20 protein-coding genes and 2 tRNA genes are annotated in these 21,271 nt (G+C 69.2%); 9 read left to right on the top strand and 13 right to left on the bottom strand.

Annotated features, from left to right (window positions below):
- Positions 1 to 117: 117 nt before the first annotated feature.
- Both prfB and ACZ7CD_RS29555 read right to left on the bottom strand, forming a co-directional pair.
- Positions 118 to 1,221 carry a peptide chain release factor 2 gene (gene prfB / locus ACZ7CD_RS29560; protein WP_360397890.1) on the bottom strand — a complete coding sequence of 368 codons (1,104 nt, stop codon included), beginning with the start codon at positions 1,219 to 1,221 and terminating at the stop codon, positions 118 to 120.
- Between the two features lie 118 nt (positions 1,222 to 1,339).
- Positions 1,340 to 1,840: a PadR family transcriptional regulator gene (locus ACZ7CD_RS29555; RefSeq protein WP_360401364.1), complete on the bottom strand. Its 501-nt coding sequence runs from the start codon at positions 1,838 to 1,840 to the stop codon at positions 1,340 to 1,342.
- A gap of 340 nt (positions 1,841 to 2,180) precedes the next feature.
- Between ACZ7CD_RS29555 and ACZ7CD_RS29550 the strand changes: the two genes are divergently transcribed.
- Positions 2,181 to 2,441, top strand: a complete 261-nt coding sequence (locus ACZ7CD_RS29550) for a hypothetical protein (RefSeq protein ID WP_360401367.1) — start codon at positions 2,181 to 2,183, stop codon at positions 2,439 to 2,441.
- 84 nt (positions 2,442 to 2,525) lie between these two features.
- Here the strand turns inward: ACZ7CD_RS29550 and ACZ7CD_RS29545 are convergent.
- The 3 genes from ACZ7CD_RS29545 to ACZ7CD_RS29535 all read right to left on the bottom strand — a co-directional run bounded on the left by ACZ7CD_RS29545 (position 2,526) and on the right by ACZ7CD_RS29535 (position 6,043).
- Positions 2,526 to 2,599: transfer RNA gene (locus ACZ7CD_RS29545), tRNA-Met, on the bottom strand.
- 302 nt (positions 2,600 to 2,901) lie between these two features.
- Positions 2,902 to 2,975 (bottom strand) — tRNA-Met (locus ACZ7CD_RS29540).
- A gap of 53 nt (positions 2,976 to 3,028) precedes the next feature.
- Entirely contained in the window at positions 3,029 to 6,043 is a 3,015-nt protein-coding gene (locus ACZ7CD_RS29535) for a UPF0182 family protein (RefSeq protein WP_360401370.1), read from the bottom strand.
- Positions 6,044 to 6,137: 94 nt separating this feature from the next.
- Between ACZ7CD_RS29535 and ACZ7CD_RS29530 the strand changes: the two genes are divergently transcribed.
- On the top strand, positions 6,138 to 6,677 hold the full coding sequence (locus ACZ7CD_RS29530; protein ID WP_458434226.1) for a PPA1309 family protein: 540 nt from the start codon (positions 6,138 to 6,140) through the stop codon (positions 6,675 to 6,677).
- Between the two features lie 104 nt (positions 6,678 to 6,781).
- On the opposite strand, the gene ACZ7CD_RS29525 is transcribed toward ACZ7CD_RS29530, so the two are convergent.
- Positions 6,782 to 7,861, bottom strand: coding sequence for a YlbL family protein (locus ACZ7CD_RS29525; protein WP_360401374.1), 1,080 nt, complete (start codon positions 7,859 to 7,861; stop codon positions 6,782 to 6,784).
- A gap of 44 nt (positions 7,862 to 7,905) precedes the next feature.
- Between ACZ7CD_RS29525 and ACZ7CD_RS29520 the strand changes: the two genes are divergently transcribed.
- On the top strand, positions 7,906 to 9,249 hold the full coding sequence (locus ACZ7CD_RS29520; RefSeq protein WP_458434227.1) for a zinc-dependent metalloprotease: 1,344 nt from the start codon (positions 7,906 to 7,908) through the stop codon (positions 9,247 to 9,249).
- 73 nt (positions 9,250 to 9,322) lie between these two features.
- Here the strand turns inward: ACZ7CD_RS29520 and ACZ7CD_RS29515 are convergent, their stop codons facing one another.
- Positions 9,323 to 9,850 carry a M48 family metallopeptidase gene (locus ACZ7CD_RS29515; protein WP_360401378.1) on the bottom strand — a complete coding sequence of 176 codons (528 nt, stop codon included), beginning with the start codon at positions 9,848 to 9,850 and terminating at the stop codon, positions 9,323 to 9,325.
- Between the two features lie 195 nt (positions 9,851 to 10,045).
- Between ACZ7CD_RS29515 and ACZ7CD_RS29510 the strand changes: the two genes are divergently transcribed.
- The 4 genes from ACZ7CD_RS29510 (at position 10,046) to ACZ7CD_RS29495 (ending at position 13,039) form a co-directional block, all read left to right on the top strand.
- Entirely contained in the window at positions 10,046 to 10,201 is a 156-nt protein-coding gene (locus ACZ7CD_RS29510; protein WP_360401381.1) for a DUF5679 domain-containing protein, read from the top strand.
- Positions 10,202 to 10,245: 44 nt separating this feature from the next.
- Positions 10,246 to 11,046 (top strand): TOMM precursor leader peptide-binding protein, encoded by an 801-nt coding sequence (locus tag ACZ7CD_RS29505; protein ID WP_470380174.1) that lies wholly within the window; start codon positions 10,246 to 10,248, stop codon positions 11,044 to 11,046.
- Positions 11,043 to 12,356: an ABC1 kinase family protein gene (locus tag ACZ7CD_RS29500; RefSeq protein WP_470380173.1), complete on the top strand. Its 1,314-nt coding sequence runs from the start codon at positions 11,043 to 11,045 to the stop codon at positions 12,354 to 12,356. The genes ACZ7CD_RS29505 and ACZ7CD_RS29500 overlap by 4 nt, the downstream gene beginning before the upstream one ends.
- Before the next feature lie 101 nt (positions 12,357 to 12,457).
- Positions 12,458 to 13,039, top strand: coding sequence for a type IV toxin-antitoxin system AbiEi family antitoxin (locus ACZ7CD_RS29495; protein ID WP_360401390.1), 582 nt, complete (start codon positions 12,458 to 12,460; stop codon positions 13,037 to 13,039).
- A 744-nt stretch (positions 13,040 to 13,783) separates the two neighbouring features.
- Here the strand turns inward: ACZ7CD_RS29495 and ACZ7CD_RS29490 are convergent.
- The 4 genes from ACZ7CD_RS29490 to ACZ7CD_RS29475 form a co-directional block, all read right to left on the bottom strand.
- Positions 13,784 to 14,656, bottom strand: coding sequence for a class I SAM-dependent methyltransferase (locus tag ACZ7CD_RS29490; protein ID WP_470371457.1), 873 nt, complete (start codon positions 14,654 to 14,656; stop codon positions 13,784 to 13,786).
- A gap of 287 nt (positions 14,657 to 14,943) precedes the next feature.
- Positions 14,944 to 15,270 carry a WhiB family transcriptional regulator gene (locus ACZ7CD_RS29485; RefSeq protein WP_360401396.1) on the bottom strand — a complete coding sequence of 109 codons (327 nt, stop codon included), beginning with the start codon at positions 15,268 to 15,270 and terminating at the stop codon, positions 14,944 to 14,946.
- Positions 15,271 to 15,369: 99 nt separating this feature from the next.
- The gene (locus ACZ7CD_RS29480) at positions 15,370 to 15,612 is read right to left on the bottom strand and encodes a hypothetical protein (protein ID WP_360401399.1); all 243 of its coding nucleotides are present in this window, start codon (positions 15,610 to 15,612) and stop codon (positions 15,370 to 15,372) included.
- Between the two features lie 138 nt (positions 15,613 to 15,750).
- Positions 15,751 to 17,826 carry an ATP-dependent DNA helicase UvrD2 gene (locus tag ACZ7CD_RS29475; protein ID WP_470380172.1) on the bottom strand — a complete coding sequence of 692 codons (2,076 nt, stop codon included), beginning with the start codon at positions 17,824 to 17,826 and terminating at the stop codon, positions 15,751 to 15,753.
- 63 nt (positions 17,827 to 17,889) lie between these two features.
- Here ACZ7CD_RS29475 and ACZ7CD_RS29470 point away from each other — a divergent pair, with 63 nt between their 5' ends.
- On the top strand, positions 17,890 to 18,618 hold the full coding sequence (locus tag ACZ7CD_RS29470) for a DUF4191 domain-containing protein (RefSeq protein WP_360401405.1): 729 nt from the start codon (positions 17,890 to 17,892) through the stop codon (positions 18,616 to 18,618).
- Between the two features lie 109 nt (positions 18,619 to 18,727).
- Here the strand turns inward: ACZ7CD_RS29470 and ACZ7CD_RS29465 are convergent, their stop codons facing one another.
- Positions 18,728 to 19,201: an RDD family protein gene (locus ACZ7CD_RS29465; protein WP_360401408.1), complete on the bottom strand. Its 474-nt coding sequence runs from the start codon at positions 19,199 to 19,201 to the stop codon at positions 18,728 to 18,730.
- A gap of 169 nt (positions 19,202 to 19,370) precedes the next feature.
- Between ACZ7CD_RS29465 and glnA the strand changes: the two genes are divergently transcribed.
- Positions 19,371 to 20,795: a type I glutamate--ammonia ligase gene (gene glnA, locus ACZ7CD_RS29460; protein ID WP_360401411.1), complete on the top strand. Its 1,425-nt coding sequence runs from the start codon at positions 19,371 to 19,373 to the stop codon at positions 20,793 to 20,795.
- Positions 20,796 to 20,931: 136 nt separating this feature from the next.
- On the opposite strand, the gene ACZ7CD_RS29455 is transcribed toward glnA, so the two are convergent.
- Complete coding sequence (locus tag ACZ7CD_RS29455; protein WP_470380171.1) at positions 20,932 to 21,216, bottom strand: hypothetical protein; 285 nt, start codon at positions 21,214 to 21,216, stop codon at positions 20,932 to 20,934.
- Positions 21,217 to 21,271: the final 55 nt, after the last annotated feature.

Here is a 21,271-nt window from a genome sequence, read left to right as displayed (position 1 = left end):
GTTCTCCTCCCCCACACGGCGTGGTCGGTTCAGCACAACCGGTGGACGAAAGGGCACGTTCGGACCATCGGACGGCCCGGACGTGCCCTTCGCCTCAGCTCACACCGCGGCTGCGGCTCACGCTTGCTGGGACTGCTTGCGCCAGCGGATGCCGGCTTCGAGGAAGTCGTCGATCTCACCGTCGAGCACCGCGGACGGGTTGCCGACCTCGTGGTTGTTCCGCAGGTCCTTGACCATCTGGTACGGGTGCAGCACGTAGGAGCGCATCTGGTTGCCCCAGCTGGAGCCGGAGTCCTTGAGCGCGTCCATCTTCGCCTGCTCCTCCTGGCGGCGCCGTTCGAGCAGCTTCGCCTGCAGGACGTTCATGGCCGTGGCCTTGTTCTGCAGCTGCGAGCGCTCGTTCTGGCAGGACACGACGATGCCGGTCGGGATGTGCGTGAGGCGCACCGCCGAGTCGGTCGTGTTGACGCCCTGGCCACCGGGGCCGGACGAGCGGTACACGTCGACGCGCAGGTCCTTCTCGTCGATCTCGACGTGGTCGGTCTGCTCGACGACGGGCACGACCTCGACGCCGGCGAACGACGTCTGGCGGCGGCCCTGGTTGTCGAACGGCGAGATGCGCACGAGGCGGTGCGTTCCCTGCTCGACGCTCAGCGTGCCGTAGGCGTAGGGGGCGGTGACGCGGAAGGTGGCGGACTTGATGCCGGCCTCTTCCGCGTAGGAGGTGTCGAAGACCTCGACGCCGTAGTTGTGCCGCTCGGCCCAGCGGGAGTACATGCGCAGGAGCATCTCGGCGAAGTCGGCGGCGTCGACGCCACCGGCTTCGGCGCGGATGGTGACCAGCGCGTTGCGCTCGTCGTACTCGCCGGAGAGCAGTGTGCGCACTTCGAGGCTCGCGATCTCGTCGCGCAGCTTCGCCCTGTCGGTGTCCGCGTCGGCGGCGGCGTCCGCGTCCTCGGCCTCCTCCGCGAGCTCGTAGAGCAGCGGCAGGTCGTCGAGGCGTTCCCGCAGGCCGGTGATGCGGCGCAGCTCACCCTGCTTGTGCGAGAGCTGGCTGGTGACCTTCTGCGCCTTCTCCTGGTCGTCCCAGAGGTCGGGGCGGGCTGCCTGCTCCTCCAGATCCGCGACCTGGGCACGCAGGGCATCGAGGTCCATCACCGCCTCGATGCTGCTCAGGGTGGCGGAGAGGTCCTTGATGTCTGCTTCGACGTCCGGATTCACAGCAGAAGATTACGCCAATACCGGTCACCAGCAGCGACCGGCCGTGGAACTGGTGCAGGTAGTGGCGTCTGCAAGTACCACCGACCCGTTGTCGGTGGTACTTGCAGACGCCCCGACCTCAGCCCGTGGGGATCGCGTCCAGGAACTTGAGGACGGCCTTCGCGTGGGCCAGGCCGAACTCGGCCACCGCCTTCGCGTAGGGGTCCTCCGCGGTCTTGGCGGCGCTGCGGGCGCTCTCCTGCTCGGCCCCGTACGTGGTGCGCGCCGTGGCGACCAGCGACTCGCGCTGCTTCGCCGTCAACGAGCCGGCGTGCACGAGGCGCAGGATCAGCGGGCTGCGCAGGTGGTCGGGGCCGGGCTCGGACAGCAGCCAGTTCTTGAAGGCCTTCTTGCCCGCCGCGGTGAGCACGTACTGCTGGCTGGAGCGCGGCCCTTGCTTGCCGAGTCGCAGCAGGCCCTGGTCGGCCAGCGCGGGCAGCTCGCGGTACACCTGGCTGCGGGTGACGCTGAAGAACGCTCCGAAGCGCTCCCCGGCCTCCGCAACCAACTGGCCACCGGTCTTGGGTCCGTCGTGCAGCAGCCCGAGCAGGGCGGCTGCGGTCGCATTCAGGTCTGACACAACGACAACGTTCCCACGTCCGGGGGAGGCTGTCCACAATGGTCAGCCGTTCTGTCCACTGTGGCTGATCACCGGGCTAGTCCGATGGGCCATGCGGAGCAACGAAAAGTCTCGCTGAGTAAGCGGCAGTTTTGGCGCCTCACGCGTTTGGCCGCTTGACCGTCCGTGTCCATCCCGGATGGAAAAAGCCTTTCGCACAAGCGAAACTTCCCCGGCCTCACCCGATCGGCGGCACTGCTCTCACCGGCCGAAGCCACCCGAATGGACGGACGTGGGCTGCCGTCGCACGACCCGGTGATGTCGGCTCCGGGGTCTTTCCTCCGGCGGGAAGCCTGGAAAAATGATCATCGCCCTCAGCGGGCGTCAGCGGCTGGACAGCGGAGGTCGGGGAACCATGGGCATGAAGATGAAGTGGCTGGACCACAAGAAGGTCGCCATGCACACGCGTGCGTGGGTGACGGGTGGGATCCCGGAGCAGGCGGGCAAGGACGAGTGCATGGTGTGCGGGAAGCAGATCCGCAAGCACCGCACGGTGAGCGGCGAGGGCCGGATCTGTTCCAGCATGCTGTGCGCCCAGTACTGGGCGGAGAACATGACCTGAACCGCCCGGCCCGCTCGGCCGGATCGACCCACTCGGAAATACGAAGAAGGCCCGGAGTCCTAGGACTCCGGGCCTTCCATCTAGTAGCGGGGACAGGATTTGAACCTGCGACCTCTGGGTTATGAGCCCAGCGAGCTACCGAGCTGCTCCACCCCGCGCTGCTTCTAGCTTGTCTTGCTGTCTTGCTGTCTTGCTGTTGTAGGTAGAACTCTACACCCTCGAAAAACCCCTTTTCCACCACCCCCCTCTAACCGTATTTCCCCAGCTCAGCCCCAGTGTCGGCCCGTCCCGGCTCAATCCCGACTCAATCCTGGTCCCGCGCCCACCCTCTCAAGGCGCCGCCTCGGGGTTCGGGGGTCCGGGGGCGAAGCCCTCCGGGTGGGGTTTGGGGGCTTCGCCCCCAATGAAAATGCGAAAAAGCCCTGTCTGCGTCTTCCGCAGACAGGGCTTTCCCACTTTGTAGCGGGGACAGGATTTGAACCTGCGACCTCTGGGTTATGAGCCCAGCGAGCTACCGAGCTGCTCCACCCCGCGTCGGTATGAACAGAACCTTACGCGGGGTGGAGCGGGAAATGCAAATCGGGTGGTCAGCCGGACGGTGTGGGGCTGGGCACAACCGAGGACTGGCCGGTGGGCGGCGGTGAGGCCGACCCGGTGCTGTACTGCTTGAACCTCTTCGAGGCGTCGTCGAGGCGCTGGTAGGCCTGGCCGAGCTCGGCGAAGTTGCTGTTCTGCTGCGCCCGCTTGATGTCGGCGAGCGCCGCGTCGATGTCGTTGACCGCCTTCTGCAGCTCCGGGCTGAACGTTCCGCCGGTGTTGCCGGGTGTGGTCGACGTCGGCGGCGGCGTGGAGGTCTGGCCGTTGCCGTTGTTGTTGTCGCTCGGCGGCGGCACCACGGCCCCCGCCCCGCTGAGGACCTGTTCGAGCGCCTCGTTGAGCGTGGACGCGTAGCCGACCCGGTCGCCGTACCAGACGAGGACCTTCGACAGCTGCGGGAACGACGTGTTGTTCGACGCGCGTTCGATGTAGACGGGTTCGACGTAGAGCAGCGCGCCGCCGACCGGGAGGGTCAGCAGGTTGCCGTAGACGACGGTCGTCTTCTGCTGGGTGAGCAGGTTGAGCTCGCGGCTGACGTTGTCCGAGGTGAGGAACTGCGTCTGGATCTGCTGCGGGCCCTTGGCGTCGGTGTTGAGCTGCAACACGCTGATCTTGCCGTAGTTGTCGGGGTCGGAGGACGCCGAGACGTAGGCGGCCATGAACTCCCGGTTCTCGCGCACGAGCGGGCTGGTCAGCTGGAAGCTGACCTTGCCCTGGTTGGCCGGGTCACCGGCCAGCACGTAGAACGGCGGCTGGGCGTCGCGGCGTTTCTTCGCCTCGGCCTGCTGGGCGTCGGCCGAGGTCACGTTGTCGATCGTCGGGTCCTGCGCCGGCGCCCAGTAGGAGACACCGGAGTAGAAGTCCGACGGCGACGAGACGTGGTACTTCGACAGGATCTGCCGCTGCACCTTGAACAGGTCCTCGGGGTAGCGGAAGTGCTCGCGCAGCTCCGGCTTGATCTCGCCGGCCGGCTTGACCGTGCCGGGGAAGACGCCCATCCACGCCTTGAGGACGGGGTCCTTCTCGTCGATCGCGTACAGCGACACCGTGCCGTCGTAGGCGTCCACAGTGGCCTTGACCGAGTTGCGGATGTAGTTGACGGGCTTGTTGACCTGCGAGATCACCACGCCGTCCGCCGTGAGCGAGTCGTTGGTGGCGTCACCCAGCGGCGTGCGCTGCGCGTACGGGTAGTTCTCCAGCGTGGTGTAGCCGTCGACGATCCAGGTGATGCGGCCGTTGATGACGGCGGGGTACGGGTCGCTGTCGACGGTCAGCCACGGCGCGACGGCCTGCACGCGGTCACGCGGCGTGCGCTTGAACAGGATCTTCGACTCGTCGGCGATCGACTGGTTGAAGAGGATGTTCCGCTCGCCGTAGTAGGCCGCGAACGCGAGCTTGTTGAACAGGCTGCCGATGGGCACGCCGCCGCTGCCGGTGTAGGTGTAGGACTTGGCGTCGGTGTCGTACTCGGCCGCGGAACCGGCGGGCCGGCCGCCGACGATCGAGTAGTCGTTCGTGCCGAACAGCTCGCCGTAGTACGTGCGCGGCTGGTCGACCTTGATGCCGTTGGCGACGTTGCCGACCTCGCCGTTGGGCTTGACCTCACCGGTCTTGAAGTCGGGGTAGCCGCCGTTGGACTGGTCGGCGATCTCGTTGACCTTGTTCGCCTCTGCGTAGACGAAGCCGTTGCCGTGGGTGTAGATGAGGTGCTGGTTGATCCAGTCGCGCTGGCCCTGCGGCAGGCTGTCGAGCTTCAGCTCGCGGACCGCCACGATGTAGTCGCGCAGCTTGCCGTCCACTGTGTACCGGTCGACGTCGAGCTTGCTCGGGAACCCGTAGAACGGCCGCAGCTGCTGGAACTGGGTGAACGTGCGGCCGAGGACCGCCGGGTCGAGCAGGCGGATGTTGCCGAGGGTGGCGGCGTCGTTGGTCTTGATCTGGTCGTTGGCGACGTTCTGCTTGCCCTCGTAGGGCTTCGTCTCGACCTTGTCGTCGGTCAGCCCGAAGGCCTGCCGGGTCGCCGCGATGTTGCGGGTGATCGACTCGGCCTCCTTCTGGATGGCGTTCGGCTTGACCGAGAACTGCTCCAGGACCGCGGGCCACGCCGCGCCGACCAGGACGCTGGACAGCACCAGCAGCACGGTCGCGATGGCGGGCAGCTGCACGTTGCGCATGAACGCGCCCGCGAAGAACGCCACGGCGCAGAACACGGCGATGCACAGCAGGATCAGCTTGGCCGGCAGGACCGCGTTGAGGTCGGTGTAGCTGGCGCCGACGAACTTCTCGTTCTCGTGCAGCAGCAGCTCGTACCGGTCGAAGAAGTACGCGACCGCCTTCAGCAGCACGAACGTGCCGGCGACCAGTGCCAGGTGCAGCCGCGCCGGACCCGAGAGTTGCCCGCCGCGACCGGCCAGCCGGATGCCGCCGAAGAGGTAGTGCGCGATCACCGCGCCGATGAACGACACGGCCGTGGTGATGAACAGCCACGACAGCAGCCACTCGTAGAACGGCAGCTGGAAGGCGTAGAAGCCGATGTCGTGGCCGAACTGCGGGTCGGTGATGCCGAACGGCTGACCGTTGAGGAACAGCTGGACCTGCTGCCACTCGGCCTGCGCCGACGCGCCCGCGATCAGCCCGACGAACACCGGGATGCCGATCGAGAACAACCGCATCCGCCGCATGACGACGGTGCGGTAGCGCGCCACCGGGTCGTCCGGCCCCGACACCGGGACGAACACCGGCCGCGCCCGGTAGGCGAGCCAGAGGTTCAGCCCGACGATGCCGCCGACCACGACCCCCACGGCCAGGAACAACCCCAGCCTGGTGAGCAGCACTGTGCTGTAGACGTTGCGGAATTGGACCTCGCCGAACCACAGCCAGTTCACGTAGGTGTCGAGCAGCCGCGATCCCGTGATGAGACCGAACAGGAGCACGACACCCACGATGAGCAGTATTCGGCTGCGCCGGGACAGTTTCGGCAGTCCGACCGGAGGCCGTGTGGCCACGAGGCACGCTCCTGGATCGCGGTAAATCGATACGTACGTTTAGTCCAACTCTACGGACGACGCCCTGGGTTCCCGTGAAGTGCGCCGTCTTACGATGACACGCGTGTCAGCGAGTGAAACGCCAGCGGTCGTCCTCCCGACGGTCGCCCGCGAGGTAGAAGAGTTCGTAGCGGCCGGCGGCTGGGAGCAGCCCCCGCAGCTCTTCGCCCTCGTGGCGACGTCCGACCTGATCGCCCAGCAGCCAGAGCTCCGCGCCCAGCTCGACCCGGCGGCCTCCCCGCTGACGCCGATCGCCCAGGACGCCCTCGAAGGCGACCTGGCCGACGCGCTCGCGGGCATCGAGTGGCCCCCGGCCGTCACCGGGTGCGCACTGGCCCAGGAGATCGTCGTCCTGCCCCCGGAAGCCGAGACCGAGCTGCACCACGGCGAGCTCGACGACGAGGCGGCCCGCAGGTTCGCGGCCGAGCACCCGTCCCGCCGCGAGGCGCGCCTGGTCGCGGCCGTGCTCAGGGACGGCACGGTCTCCTGCGTGCTGCGCCTGCGCGGCACGGTCGAGGTCCCCGAGGAGTTCGTCGAACACCCCGAGCTGGCCCCGAACCTCACCGACGCGCTGCTCGCCACGCTGCGGCCCTAGTCGTCACGCCTCCAGGCTGGCACAGCCCCGCCGTGTGATCACGGCGGGGCTGCGTTCGTGCTGTTCGCCCGTGGCTGAAACCGTCAGGTCAGCGGGCCCGCGGGTCAGCAGCCCGGCGTCGGCTGGCCCTTGTTCAGCGCCTCCAGCGACGAGACCGCGTCCTTCAGGTTCTCGACCTTGATCAGCGTGAGGCCCTCCGGCGCCTGCTGCTTGGCGTCCGTGCAGTTCTGGGCGGGCACGAGGAACGCGGTCGCCCCCGCCTCCTTCGCCGCCACCATCTTGAACGCGATGCCGCCGATGGGCTTCACCGCGCCGTCGCCCTGGATCTCGCCGGTGCCCGCGATGGCCTTGCCGCCGTTGAGCTCACCGGGGGTCAGCTTGTCGACGATCGCCAGCGCGAAGATCAGGCCGGCCGAGGGGCCGCCGACGTCCGACAGGCTGATCTTGATCTTGAACGGCACGTCGGCGCGGTCGACGGGCGAGATGCCGATGAAGCCGGACGGGCGGTCGTCGGGGCGCTGGCCGAGGGTGAGCTGGGTCGACTTCGAGGTGCCGTCCTGCTCGAAGGCGACCTCGATGCGGTCGCCCGGCTTGGTGTTCTCCAGCGCGGCGCTCACGTCGGCGGCGCTCTGCACCTGCTTGCCGTTCACCGCGATGATGCGGGCGCCGAGCGGGATGACGTTCTCCGCGGGGCTGCCCTTGGTGACCTGGTTCGCGACCACCTTGCCCGGGTAGCCGAGGTAGTGCAGCGCGGCGACCTCGGCGGAGGTCTGCGACTCGCTGAACGCCTGCTCGTTGTCGCGCTGGACGTCCTCCTCGGTCTGGCCGGGCTTGATGAAGTCCTCCTTCGGCGCGAGGGCGTAGCGGCCGGACAGCCACAGGCCCAGCGCGCCGAAGAGCGACAGGTCGTTGGTGAGCGAGACCGTCGTCATCCGCAGGGTGCCCTGCGTGGGGAAGGTGTTCTGGCCGTCGATGGACACGACGTCGGCGTCCTTGACCTTGCCGAGCACGTCGTAGGTGGGGCCGGGGCCCAGCGCGACGTACGGAACCTGGGCGAACCCGCCCGCTGTTCCGAGGATCGCCACGACCAGGAAGCTGGCGATCAGCGTCCACGTCCGGCGGGTCAGTCCGCGTTCCCTCGGCGGGGGCGCGGGAGCGGGTGCGGTCGTGACGGTTTCACTCACGGCTGAACAGCGTACGACCATGTCGATCCGCGTACGGTAGAGGCATGAGTGACGTGCCGTTCGGGTTCAGCCCGCACAACCCCGACGACAAGGACGGGCAACCGGGGGACAACCCGTTCGACTTCAACCAGCTGGGCAACATGCTGAGCCAGCTGGGCGCGATGCTGAGCAGCGCAGGGACGTCGAGCGGGCCGGTGAACTACGACCTCGCGAAGCAGATCGCGTTCCAGCAGCTGTCCTCCTCGCAGACCACCGTCGGGTTCGCCGCCGACCAGTCGGGCGCGGTCACCGACGCCGTGCACCTGGCCGAGATGTGGCTCGACCCCGTCACCTCGCTGCCCGCGGGCACCCGCACCACGCAGGCGTGGACCGCCCGCGACTGGATCGAGCGCACCATCCCGACCTGGCAGCGGCTGTGCGACCCGGTCGCGCAGCGCATGTCCGGCGCGTGGGTCGAGGCGATGCCGGCCGAGGCCAAGCAGGCCGCGGGCCCGTTGCTGTCGATGCTCGGGCAGATGGGCGGCATGGCGTTCGGGTCCCAGCTCGGCAACGCACTGGCGCAGCTCGGCGCCGAGGTCCTCACCTCGACCGACGTCGGCCTGCCGCTCGGCCCTGAGGGCACGGCCGCGCTGCTGCCGGCGAACATCGAGAAGTTCACCGAGGGCCTGGAGCGCCCCGCCTCCGAGGTGATGGTGTTCCTCGCCGCCCGCGAGGCCGCGCACCAGCGCCTGTTCACGCACGTGCCGTGGCTGCGGCAGCGCCTGCTCGACACCGTCGAGGAGTTCGCCAAGGGCATCAAGGTCGACACGTCGGCGCTGGAGCAGCTCGCCGGCCAGATCGACCCGTCGAACCCGGCTTCCATCGAGGAGGCCATGGGCTCCGGTCTGCTCGAACCGCAGACGACCCCGGAGCAGAAGGCCGCGCTGAACCGGCTGGAGACCCTCCTCGCCCTCGTCGAGGGCTGGGTGGACGTCGTAGTCGACGCCGCTGTGGCCGACCGGCTGCCCGGTGCGCCCGCACTGCGCGAGACGCTGCGCCGCCGCCGTGCCTCCGGTGGCCCGGCCGAGCAGACGTTCGCGACGCTCGTCGGCCTGGAGCTGCGGCCGCGGCGCCTGCGGGCCGCCTCCGCGCTGTGGAAGCTCGTCGGCGACCAGCACGGCGTCGAGGTCCGCGACGGCGTGTGGGAGCACGCCGAGCTGATCCCGACCACCGAGGACCTGGACGACCCGCTGGAGTTCGCCGAGCGGCTCGCCAACACCCGCAAGGCGCTCGAGGACCCGATCGCCGAGCTCGAGCGCACCATGCGCGCCGAGGACGGCGAGAAGGCCACCGAGGCGACCCCGGAGTCGGACGAGCCGCAGGACGGCGACAAGCCCAAGGACAGCTGAGCCCGATGGCACCGGTCAGACGTGCGAAGCGCCCGGCGGGCACACCCCGCCGGGCGCTTCGCGTTGCTGAAGATCAGTCTTCCGAGAGGCCCAGTCCGGCCGCGGCCGAGATGCCCTCCAGGTAGCCCATGGCCCGCTCGGACTTCGGGTAGCGGTGCACCCACTCCCAGAAGTCCTTGCCGTGCCCTGGGACCAGCAGGTGCGCGAGCTCGTGCACCAGCACGTAGTCGAGCACCCACGGCGGCACGTCGCGCAACCGCTCGGACACGCGGATCGTGCCCTCGGTCGGTGTGCACGACGCCCACCTCGTGCGCATGGGCGGCACCCAGCGCACGCTCACCGGGTCGGCGAGCGAGTCCAGGTATCGCACCGACAGCTCGGCGCACCGCGCCATCAGCGCCTCGTCGGACGTCCGCGCAGGCGACTTCCTGCGCGTCTCACTGCGCTGGAGGCGGCTCAACATCTCCGCCACCCAGTGCTTCTCTTCCCCCTTGGTCATCCGTGCCGGCAGAAGGACGACGACGGTGTCGCCCTCCCGGTACGCGCTGACCATGCGGCGGCGCCGGGAGCTCCGCCGCACCTCCACCCGCGGTTCGGCCATGCAGTAACCGTAATCGGCGGCACCGACAATTTTGGGCCCCCAACCGGCCGCAGGCGGGCACCCGGCGGGTGAAGTTCCACCGAACGGCGGCTGGACACGCGCGAGATCGACATGCGCGGGATCACCGCCTCGCAGAGGTACCGTCGCGCCAAGGTCCCCGAGTGTGTCCGCACTCACAACTGCAAGGGAGGGGCTGTGGCCGAGAAGTACAACGGCTACTGCGTCAAGTGCCGGGAGAAGCGCGACTTCGACGGCAATGTCGAGGAGACCAACGGCCGGCGCATGGCGAAGGGCACCTGCCCTGTCTGCGGAACGAAGATGACGCGGATCCTCGGCAAGTCCAAGGTCTGACGTTTCCGCTGGCAGGGGGCACCGCCCCCTGCCAGTCTTCCGTTGTGGACACACGCCCCCGAGTGCGCAGCGGCCTGCCCGTGGTGCGCCGCGGCCCCGGCGTCGTGCAGGTCGGCACCGACCCGAAGCACGCCGTGGTGATCGACGAGCTGCCCGACGCCCTGGTCGACGAGCTGCTCGTCCTCGACGGCCGCCACACCCTCGCTGAACTGGGTGAAAGACTCCGCAGCCGCGGTGAGGACCCGGCCCTGCTGACCACCGTCCTGGAATCACTCGACCAGGTGGGACTGCTGGAGTCCCCCTCCCCGTCCAGGGGTGCCACGGCCGCCGTGTTCGGCTCCACCCACCTCTCCCTCGCGATGACGTCGCTGCTCGCCGAGTCCGGTGTCCGGCTCGCCCACCACGCCGACCTCGTGGTGCTCGCCGCGACCCTCGTCCCCGATCCGGCCGTCGTCTCCGGCCTGATGGCCGCCCGCACACCTCATCTGGCCGTGCGCGTCCGTGAGGGCGTGGGCATCGTCGGCCCGCTCGTGCTGCCCGGCCGCACCAGCTGCCTGAACTGCGCGGACCTGCACCGCACCGACCACGACGAGGCGTGGCCGGCCATCGCCGCGCAGCTCGTGGGCAAACCCGCCTCCTACGACGTCCTGTTCGCCTCCGGCACCGCCGCGCTCGCCGTCGCGCAGGTGCTGGAGTCGCTGCGCCACGTCCGCGGACCCGAGCAGGCACCGCCACCAGTGCTCAACGCCACTCTCGAGCTGGACCTGGTCACGGGGGTTGCTGAGAGGCGGAGCTGGTATCCGCACCCTGACTGTCAGTGCAACGCACATACCATGGCCGGGTGACCGAGATTCCGCGCAAGGCCGTGCAGCGCACCGCCAAGCTGGCGAGCCTCCCGCTCGGGGTGGCGGGCCGGGTGGTCGGCGGCTGGGGCAAGCGACTGACCGGACGCGCAGCCGACGAGGTCAACGCCGAGGTCACCGCCAAGACCGCCGAGCAGGTGTTCGCCGTCCTGGGCCAGCTCAAGGGCGGCGCCATGAAGTTCGGCCAAGCGCTCAGCGTGTTCGAGGCGGCCGTGCCCGACGAGCTCGCCGCCCCGTACCGCGAGGCGTTGACGAAGCTGCAGACCGCCGCCCCGCCGATGCCCGCCCGCACCACCCACCGCGTGCTCGCCGAACAGCTCGGCGCCTCCTGGACCAAGCGCTTCCAGTCGTTCGACGACGACCCGGCGGCCTCGGCCTCGATCGGCCAGGTGCACCGCGCCGTGTGGCACGACGGCCGCGACGTGGCCGTGAAGGTCCAGTACCCCGGCGCCGACGAGGCCCTGCGCGCCGACCTGAAGCAGCTGCTGCGCTTCTCCCGCCTGTTGCAGGCGGTCATGCCCGGCACCGACGTGCGCCCCCTGCTGGAGGAGCTGCGCGACCGGTACCTGGAGGAGCTCGACTACCGCGACGAGGCCGCCAACCAGCGCGCCTTCGCCAAGGCCTTCGACAACGACCCGCACGTCGTCGTCCCCCGCGTCATCGCCTCGTCCCCGAAGGTGATGGTCACCGAGTGGACCGAGGGCGTGGGCCTCGCGAAGATCATCCGCGAGGGCTCACCCGAGGACCGCGACCGCGCGGGCCAACTGCTGTCGGAGTTCCACTTCTCGGCCCCGTCCCGCTCCGGCCTGCTGCACGCCGACCCGCACCCCGGCAACTTCATGCTGGGCGCCGACGGCCGCCTTCGCGTGATCGACTTCGGCGCCGTGGCCCGCCTCCCCGACGGCCTCCCGAAAACCCTCGGCCGCATGACCCGCCTGGCCCTCGACGGCCGCCCCGACGACCTGGTCGACCTCCTGCGCACCGAGAACTTCATCCGCGAGGGCATGTCCCTCGACGGCGAGGACGTCCTGGGCTACCTGGCCCCGTTCGTCGAACCGCTGCGCACCGAGTCGTTCCACTTCACCCGCCGCTGGCTGCAGTCGCAGGCCGAACGGGTCGGCGACCTGCGCAGCCCCGACTCCCAGACGGGCCGCTCGCTGAACCTGCCGCCGCAGTACCTGCTGATCCACCGCGTGACGCTGGGCGCGACCGGCATCCTCTGCCAGCTCGACGCCCACGTGACCGCGCGCGAGATCGTGGCGCGGTGGCAGCCGGGCTTCGAGGAGCCGTGAGCCGACGGCCTCTTCACTCCGTCGAGTGAACATGGCGGAAGTTGTCCACAGCTTGCCTCCGAGGTCCCTTCCCTCGTCGGTGTCTGCCCCAAGCTTGTCCCATGCCCATCACCACGACCGCTGACCTGCGCAAATCCGGCCTCTCCTCGCGGGAGATCCTCCGCCGCTGCCTCCCGTCCGGCCCCTGGCAGTTCCTCCTGCCCGGCGTAGTCCTCCAAAAGCCCTCACCGCCCACCCGCCTGGACCGCCTGCACGCAGCCCTGTCCTACGCCGGCCCGTCCTCCGTGATCACCGGCACCGACGCCCTGACCCGCCAGGGCGCCCGCCTCCCCCTACCCCGCCACATCCACGTGCTGGGCACCCAGAACACCCGCCGCTCCCACCCGAACCTGCTCCTCGAACGCACAACCCGCCCACCCACCGTCATCCACCACGACGGCCTCCGCCTGGCCTCCCCGGCCCGCGCAACCCTGGACCTCACGCGCCGCGAACAAGACGCCCGCGCGGTCGTGGCCGCACTCGACGCCGTGGTGGCCGCGGGCCTGTGCACGCCGCGCGATCTGCACGAGGAGCTGGAGCTGAGCCCCCGCCGCGGAACGGCGCTGGTCAGGCAGGCCTTACAGCACCTGTACCCGCTCCCCCTCAGCGCGCCCACTTCTGACTGCCCGGATGGGTCGCGTTGACCTGCCTGGTCGAAGGTCTGCGTCGCTCGTGACCTGCGTTGCTTATGGCCTGCGTTGCTCGCGGTCGTGCCTTGCCGCGACCGCTGCAAGCCGGCTCTCGATCTCTGCCTCACCGCTGCCAGCACCTATCCGGCCACTCTTTCGAGTGAAGCCGGTCCGGATTCCCGTTCTCGCTCGCCCGCAATGGGGAAGCGCGCGTGAGGCGGCCAGCCCCCGCAGGAACGGAGACAGCACCCGACACGCCTCAAGCCGACACGAACCAGCCAAGCCCGAATACGACCGCCGAACCCGCAACGCCCACGCCGACGCCCACCACTCAGCTCGAACAGCCGTCCCTACAGCCCGCCCGCGCGAACCGACCAAGCTCGCTCAAGGCAGCGAGCCTCATGCAAGCCGGCCAAGCCCACCCGTACCGACCCAGCCAACGCCAGCCCAGCCAACGGCCAGCCCAGCCCACGCCAGGCCGGCCCAGTCCAGCCCACGCAAGCCAACCCACGCAAGCCAACCCACTCAAGCCAGCCCGGCTCACGCAAGCCAGCCCACCACCAAGCCAGCCAGCCTCACCCGCACCAGCCGTTCACCGCCAGTACTCGTCCGGCAACTTCCCCTCGATGTCCCGCACATGCGCCTTGGCGCACGCGTGACACAACCACCGAACCGTCCCCCCGACCCGCTCCGACGACCAGGCCAACAGCTCCAGCTCAGAAACGGACGCCCGCGACCGCCCGCACCTGTGGCACGCCGTCACCGCCGCCGTCCCACGTGGACGGTATCGGTCTCCAGCAGGAAGACGTCCTCCCGAGCACCGACGTACTCGGAGTCCGCCGGGTTGAGCAGGCGGCGCAGGGCATCGCGGTCCGCGGGGTGCAGGTACGGGCCGGTGATCTCGGCCAGCCACGTCAGGCGGTCCACCGCCCAGTCGCGGACCTGCTGCTTCGCCGGGGCCGGGTGGTCGACGACGAAGCTGAAGGAGCCGATGTCGCCGAGGCCGGCGTCGGCCAGGGCGACGTTCCAGCCGACCGGCAGGCGGACGGAGCCGGCCATGTTCTCGCGCATCGAGACGAACCACTCGGCGCGGGCCGCGGCCATGCGGTCCGGGAGGCCGGGGTCGCCGACGCCGAGGTCCCAGGGCAGGAAACGGGTTTCGAGGCCGCCCTCGGCCAAGGCCAGCCAGCCGCCGGGGGCCAACGCGGAGGCCAGGCGGCGCATGCCGCGCAGCTGGTCGGGGAGGTGGTGGATGACGCGGGAGGCCCAGATGAGCTCGACCGGGCCCGTGAAGGAGAGGGGGTCTTCCGCGGCGAGGTCGGCGAGGACCGGCTTCACCGAGACCACGCCCTCGCCCTCGGTGCGGGCGGCGGCGCAGGCGGCGTCGAGGAGTTCGGGGGTGGCGTCGACCAGGACCAGGACGCCGCCGCCGTGGTCGCGGAGTGCGGCGACCAGGGGGACGGACATCGAGCCGGCGCCGCAGCCGACGTCCATCACGACGGGTGAGTCCGGGAGTGGTGCGACGAGTCTGCGGGCGACCGCGGACAGCGCTTCGGCCTGCAGTGCGCCGTAGCGCCTCATGCCCGAGAGGCGGGACGACCAGTCGATTCCGTCGTGGGTGTGGTGCGGCACAAAGGAAGACGGTACGGAGGAACGGCCGAGGCCGCCATCCACCTTCTCGTGGATGACGGCCTCGGCTCGTGACTGTCAGAGGTCGAAGCGAGCCGCTCTGCGTCCCGCCCATCGCGACACCCTGCGCCAACGTTGCGCTGACGCGAGGCGGTTCGCCAGGCGTTGCTCTTCCGCGAACCTCTGGGCTTCTTGTATTCGTATCCGCACGAGTTCTTCTTGCAGAGACATGGGGTGCAGTCCTTCGTTCGTGTACGCGGGCATTGCGTCGAGATTGATCACCGAGGTGTTCACGCTGCCGCCTCCGTCTTGTCCGAAGAAGCCACTGCCGCCGCCGCGTCCTTGCGCGGACGGCCACGGGGCCGCTTGCGAGCGATGACGACACCGCGCTCGAAGATCTCGCCACCCCACACACCCCACGGCTCGTGCCGCGCGAGGGCTCCCGCGAGGCACTCGGCGAGCACCGGGCAGGTCCCGCAGAAGGTCTTCGCCTTCTCGAGCTCCGCCGGGGCGTCCGCGAACCAGAGGTCGGGGTTGTGGGTGCGGCAGGGCAGGTCAAGCCCCTCCGCGAGGTCCGGAAGTGTCTCGCCGGTGAGCGGGACAGTCGCGGTCAACATCAGGTTTTTCTCCTTGTGTGGGGTACAGCAAAAAACACGAAGGCCGCGGACTCTGTGCGAGTCCGCGGCCTTCGTGAGCCTGGTGGTCCTACGACCCCTCTATGGGGTCGGCAGGAGCCTTCTCACTTGATGCGCGGACAGCGCATTCGTGTAGTTGGGAACGTCATCGACGGTCGGGCGCAGGACCGGCTGCTCCACGAGCAGTCCGGTGGCGCGCTCACGGCCCAGCAGTTCCGCCGACCTGTGGGCAGACTTCTGCCACATGGCCGGAGCGGTTGCGGGCGCACAGAAGTGCTCGGTCACGGGGAGGCCGAGTGCGCGCGAAATTTCGAACTTCTTCACGATCGGCACCTCCCTCGGAGAGCTCTCTGCGAGCTGAGTAGTAGTTCTTCTTCCCCAGACGGGTCCTCCGGACCCGGCATGAGCAGGTTATGACCCCGTACCTGGGGCGTGCAACCTATTTAACGAAACTTGTCCCGATCAGGTGGCCGAGTCGCCCACACCGGCCCTCACCAGGCCCAACACGTCGTTGCCGAACCTGTCGAGCTTCGAGGCGCCGATGCCCGAGATCGCGACGAGCCCGGCCGAATCCGTGGGTCGTTGCTCCGCGATCGCCATCAGGGTCGCGTCGGTGAAGACGACGTACGCGGGCACTTTCAGCTCGCGCGCCCGGCCGGCCCGCCACCGGCGCAGCGCTTCGAGGAGTTCTTCGTCCACATCGGACGGACAGGAGCGGCAGCGGCCGAGCTTGATGGCCTGCGCTTCGTTGAGCGTCGAGGAGCACAGCCGGCAGGTCGGCTTCTCCTTCTTCATCAACGGAGGCCGTTGGGATGCGGCACCGGCCGGTACGCGTGCCGCGGGGTGGCTCTCCGGCACGAGGTTGTAGAGGAAACGGGAACGGCGTCGGTACTTACGGCCGCCCGCTGCGCGCGACAACGCCCACGACATCCAAAGGTGTTCACGTGCTCGCGTGACGCCCACATACAGAAGGCGGCGTTCTTCTTCGATCTTCGCCTCGTCGCCGTCGGCGTATTGGATCGGCATAGTGCCCTCGACGAGTCCGACGAGGAACACGGCGTCCCACTCCAGGCCCTTCGACGCGTGCAGCGACGCCAGCGTCACGCCTTCGACGGTCGGCGGGTGCTGTGCCTCGGCGCGCATGTCCAGTTCCGCGCAGAACCGCGGCAGGTCGGCGTCGGGCACGGCGGAGGCCAGTTCCTCGGCGAGCTCCACGAGGGCGAGCAGCGACTCCCAGCGTTCGCGCGCGGACCCGCCCGTGGGCGGCTCGTCGGTGAGGCCGACCTTCTCCAGCAGCGAGCGCGTCACGTCGGGCAGGCTGCCGCTCACCTCGCCGGCCGAGCGCAGCGTGATCATCGCCTGGCGCACCTCTGCGCGTTCGAAGAACCGCTCGCCGCCGCGCACCAGGTACGGGATGCCCTGCGCGGCGAGCGCCTGCTCGTAGACCTCGGACTGGGCGTTGACCCGGTAGAGGATCGCGATCTCGGACGCCGCCACGCCCTCGTCGAGCAGCGTCTTGACGCGCCGCGCGACCGCGTCCGCCTCGGCGGGTTCGTCGTCGAACTCGTGGAACCGCGGTGCCGGGCCCTCCGGTCGCTGCCCGATGAGGTTGAGGCGGGAGCCGGCCGGGCGTCCACGGGCCCACTTGATGACTTCGTTGGCCAGTCCCACGACCTGGGGCGTGGAGCGGTAGTCGCGCTCCAGCCGCACCACCACGGCCTCGGGGAAGCGGCGGGGGAAGTTGAGCAACGGCTGCGGCGAGGCGCCCGCGAACGAGTAGATGGTCTGGTTCGCGTCACCGACGACGGTCAGGTCGTCGCGGCTGCCGAGCCACGCGTCGAGCACGCGCTGTTGCAGCGGCGTCACGTCCTGGTACTCGTCGACGACGAAGCAGCGGTAGCGGTCGCGGAACTCCTGGGCGACCTCCGCGTTGTCCTCCAGCGCGGCCGCGGTGTGCAGCAGCAGGTCGTCGAAGTCGAGCAGCATCGCCTCGTTCTTGAGCTGCTCGTAGGTCAGGTAGAGCTTCACGACCTGCTCGGCGGGCGCCGGGATGTCGCGTGCGGCGCGGGAGGCCGCGAGCGGGTAGTCCTCGGGGGTCAGCAGCGACGCCTTCGCCCACTCGATCTCGCTGGTGAGGTCGCGCAGCGCGTCGGTCTCGGTCGGCAGGCCCAGGCGTGCGGCGGCGCGGGCGACGACGCGGATCTTCTGGTCGACGAGCTCCCAGCGCGGCCCGCCGATGACGCGCGGCCAGAAGTAGCGCAGCTGACGGGAGGCGGCGGCGTGGAACGTCACGGCCTGCGCGCCGTGCACGTCGAGCGAGCGCAGCCGGGTGCGCATCTCCCCCGCGGCGCGCTTGGTGAACGTGACGGCGAGGACCTGCGACGGGGCGACGTGGCCGCGTTGGCACAGGTAGGCGATCCGGTGGGTGATGGTGCGCGTTTTGCCGGTGCCGGCACCCGCGAGCACGCACACCGGGCCGCGTGGAGCCTCGACCGCTGCACGCTGTTCCGGATCAAGACCCTCCAGCAACGCGTCCATAGCCGGGCAGTCTCGCAGACGGCCGATGCAACTCCGAGACCAGCGCGCCGTATCCTGGTGAGCATGGCTGGTAAGCAGGACAAGGCGGCTGCCAAGGAAGCGGCGAAGGTTCGCCGCGCGGCATCACGCGAGCGGCGCAAGCAGATCTTCGAGGCGTTCAAGATGCAACGCCGCGAGGACAAGGCGCTCATCCCGCTGATGCTCGGTGCGCTGCTGGGCGTCACCGCGATCGCCGTGGTCCTGGGCCTGGTCTTCGACGCGGTCTGGATGTTCGTGCCGCTGGGCATCGCGATCGGCGCGCTGCTGGCCGTGATCATCTTCGGCCGCCGGGTGCAGAGCAACGTCTTCCGCAAGGCCGACGGCCAGCCCGGCGCCGGTGCGTGGGCGCTCGAGAACCTGCGCGGCCGCTGGCGGGTCACCCCCGCCGTCGTCGGCACCACCCAGCTCGACGCCGTGCACCGCGTGCTCGGCCGTCCGGGTGTGGTCCTGGTCGCCGAGGGCGCGCCGCACCGGGTGAAGCCGCTCCTCGCGCAGGAGAAGAAGCGCATCGCCCGCGTCGTCGGCGAGACCCCGATCTACGACTTCATCATCGGCTCCGCCGAGGGCCAGGTGCCGCTCAAGAAGCTGCAGTCGACGCTGATGAAGCTCCCGCGCAACATCACGACGGCCCAGGTCGAGACGCTCGACGCCCGTCTCGCGGCGCTCGCGAGCCGCGGTGCCGCGCTGCCCAAGGGCCCGATGCCGCAGGGCGCGAAGATGCGCAACGTCCAGCGCACGCTGCGCCGCCGCTGACCCCGGTCACCACGCCACGCACCGCATCACCAGCACAGCACCAGCACGCGACAAGGCCCGGCACACCTCGTGCGCCGGGCCTTGTCGCTGTTCAGGGGTGTCTTGCGGGCTATCTGACCTTGATGACGACGGTGCCGGCGGCCTTGTCGTGCAGGCAGCGGCCGTCCGAGTCCCAGACCAGCGCCGGGATCAGCGGGAAGATGAGGACCGTCCGCAGCAGCGCGCGCGGCAGGTGCACGAACGCCTTGCCGTCGATGCGCGCCACCCGCAGGCCGAACACGGCGTGACCAGGGGTGAAGCCGAAGAACGCCACGGCGACGACCGTGATGACGAACCAGGCGAGCAGGCTCCAGTTGCGCGGCAGCTCCGGGCGCGTGAACAGCGCCGCGACCCCCGCGGACAGGAAGAAGTCGAGCAGGATGGCGAACGTGCGCCGCCCGACCGAGGCGATGGAGCCCGGCCCCTTCTCCGGGAAGCCGTGCCGCTCGCCACGCCAACGCTGCTGCTTGCCGTCGTTCGAGTCCTCACCCGGTTCGAGTACCGAGCGGGGTCCTGACAGCCACGAACCGGTCCACCTGCTCACCCCTCCAGAGTAAGGCCGTGCTCAACGGGTGAGGACCGGCAGGTCGTCTTGCCCACTCGGACGGCCCCGTTAACACTGGCGAAACATCCGAGTGACGGACGGGCAACACCGCCGACATACGGTCGCTCGTGATGGCCAGCCGTATTCCATAGCCAAGGAGTCGACGAGGGTGTTCAAGAATTCCGACGAGGTGCTGAAGTTCATCACCGACGAGGGTGTCAAGTTCGTCGACGTGCGGTTCAGCGACCTGCCCGGCGTGATGCAGCACTTCACGCTGCCGGCCAAGGCGTTCGACGCCGACGCGATCGAAGAGGGTCTTGCCTTCGACGGCTCCTCCGTGCGTGGCTTCCAGTCGATCCACGAGTCGGACATGCTGCTGCTGCCCGACCTGTACACGGCGCGTGTGGACCCGTTCCGCATCGAGAAGACGCTGATCGTCAACTTCTTCGTGCACGACCCGTTCACGCGTGAGGCGTACAGCCGTGACCCGCGCAACATCGCGCGCAAGGCCGAGCAGTACATCACCGACTCGGGCATCGCGGACACCGCGTACTTCGGTGCCGAGGCCGAGTTCTACATCTTCGACTCGATCCAGTTCGACACCACCGGGAACTCCTCGTTCCACAAGATCGACGCGGTCTCCGGCTGGTGGAACACCGGCCGTGAGGAAGAGGGCGGCAACCTCGGCTACAAGGTCAAGTACAAGGGCGGGTACTTCCCGGTCACCCCGAACGACCACTACGCCGACCTGCGCGACCAGATGGTCCTCAACATGGAGGCCCAGGGCTTCACGGTCGAGCGCGCCCACCACGAGGTCGGCACCGGCGGCCAGGCCGAGATCAACTACAAGTTCAACACGCTGCTGCACGCCGCGGACGACCTGATGCTGTTCAAGTACATCATCAAGAACACCGCCTGGCAGGCCGGCAAGACCGTCACCTTCATGCCGAAGCCGCTGTTCGGCGACAACGGCTCGGGCATGCACACGCACCAGTCGCTGTGGAAGGACGGCGCGCCGCTGTTCCACGACGAGAGCGGCTACGCGGGCCTGTCCGACACCGCCCGCCACTACATCGGCGGCATCCTGCACCACGCGCCGTCGCTGCTGGCGTTCACCAACCCCACGGTGAACTCCTACCACCGCCTGGTCCCCGGCTACGAGGCCCCGGTGTCGCTGGTCTACTCCCAGCGCAACCGCTCGGCGTGCGTGCGCATCCCGATCACGGGCAACAACCCGAAGGCCAAGCGCATCGAGTTCCGCTGCCCCGACTCCTCGGGCAACCCGTACCTCGCGTTCTCGGCGATGGTCATGGCGGGCCTCGACGGCGTGAAGAACAAGATCGAGCCGCCGGCCCCGATCGACAAGGACCTCTACGAGCTGCCGCCCGAGGAGGCCCGCGACGTCAAGCAGGTCCCGGCCACCCTCGACGCGGTGCTGGACAACCTGGAGGCCGACCACGAGTTCCTGCTCGAGGGCGGCGTGTTCACGCCGGACGTGATCGACACCTGGATCTCGTACAAGCGCTCCGAGGAGATCGACCCGCTGCGCCTGCGCCCGAACCCCTACGAGTTCGCGCTGTACTACGACGTGTGATCGGCGCGGGGTTTTGACCAGCAGTTTCACCGGTTGAAGCCCCAGCCGGGCCGCCTGATCGAACGAAGGCCGAGGGCCGGGTGACTGTGACAGTCACCCGGCCCTCGGCCTTGGTCGTGCAGTTCGCCCCATCTCATCACGCCGTTACCGGCGGCGGAGCCTCGGAGCTGAGCAACGTCACACTGCACGACAGCCCACGTGCACCGTTGCTCATCCGCACGTTGGACACCACGACGTCGGCCTCGCCCCCGGTCACCAGTTTGATCCGGGCCTCACCACCGCTGAGCTCCTCCGCGGCCGTGCCCGCACCGGACAACTGCCAGAAACCACCGGTCACCGTTTCGATCAGGTCCACCCGGTCCAGCTCTGCCGACCTGCCGTCCGCGTAGATGAGCCGGGCCGGTCCTGTGTAGCTGAACATCTTCTCTCCCTCTGGCGAGGTCGTGCAGACCGCATCCAGGTCGTCGGTACACACC

This window comes from Lentzea sp. NPDC036949 (assembly GCF_055608075.1).
The sequence above is the reverse complement of the archived record's forward strand: the minus strand, read 5'-3'. Positions and strand labels throughout refer to the sequence as shown.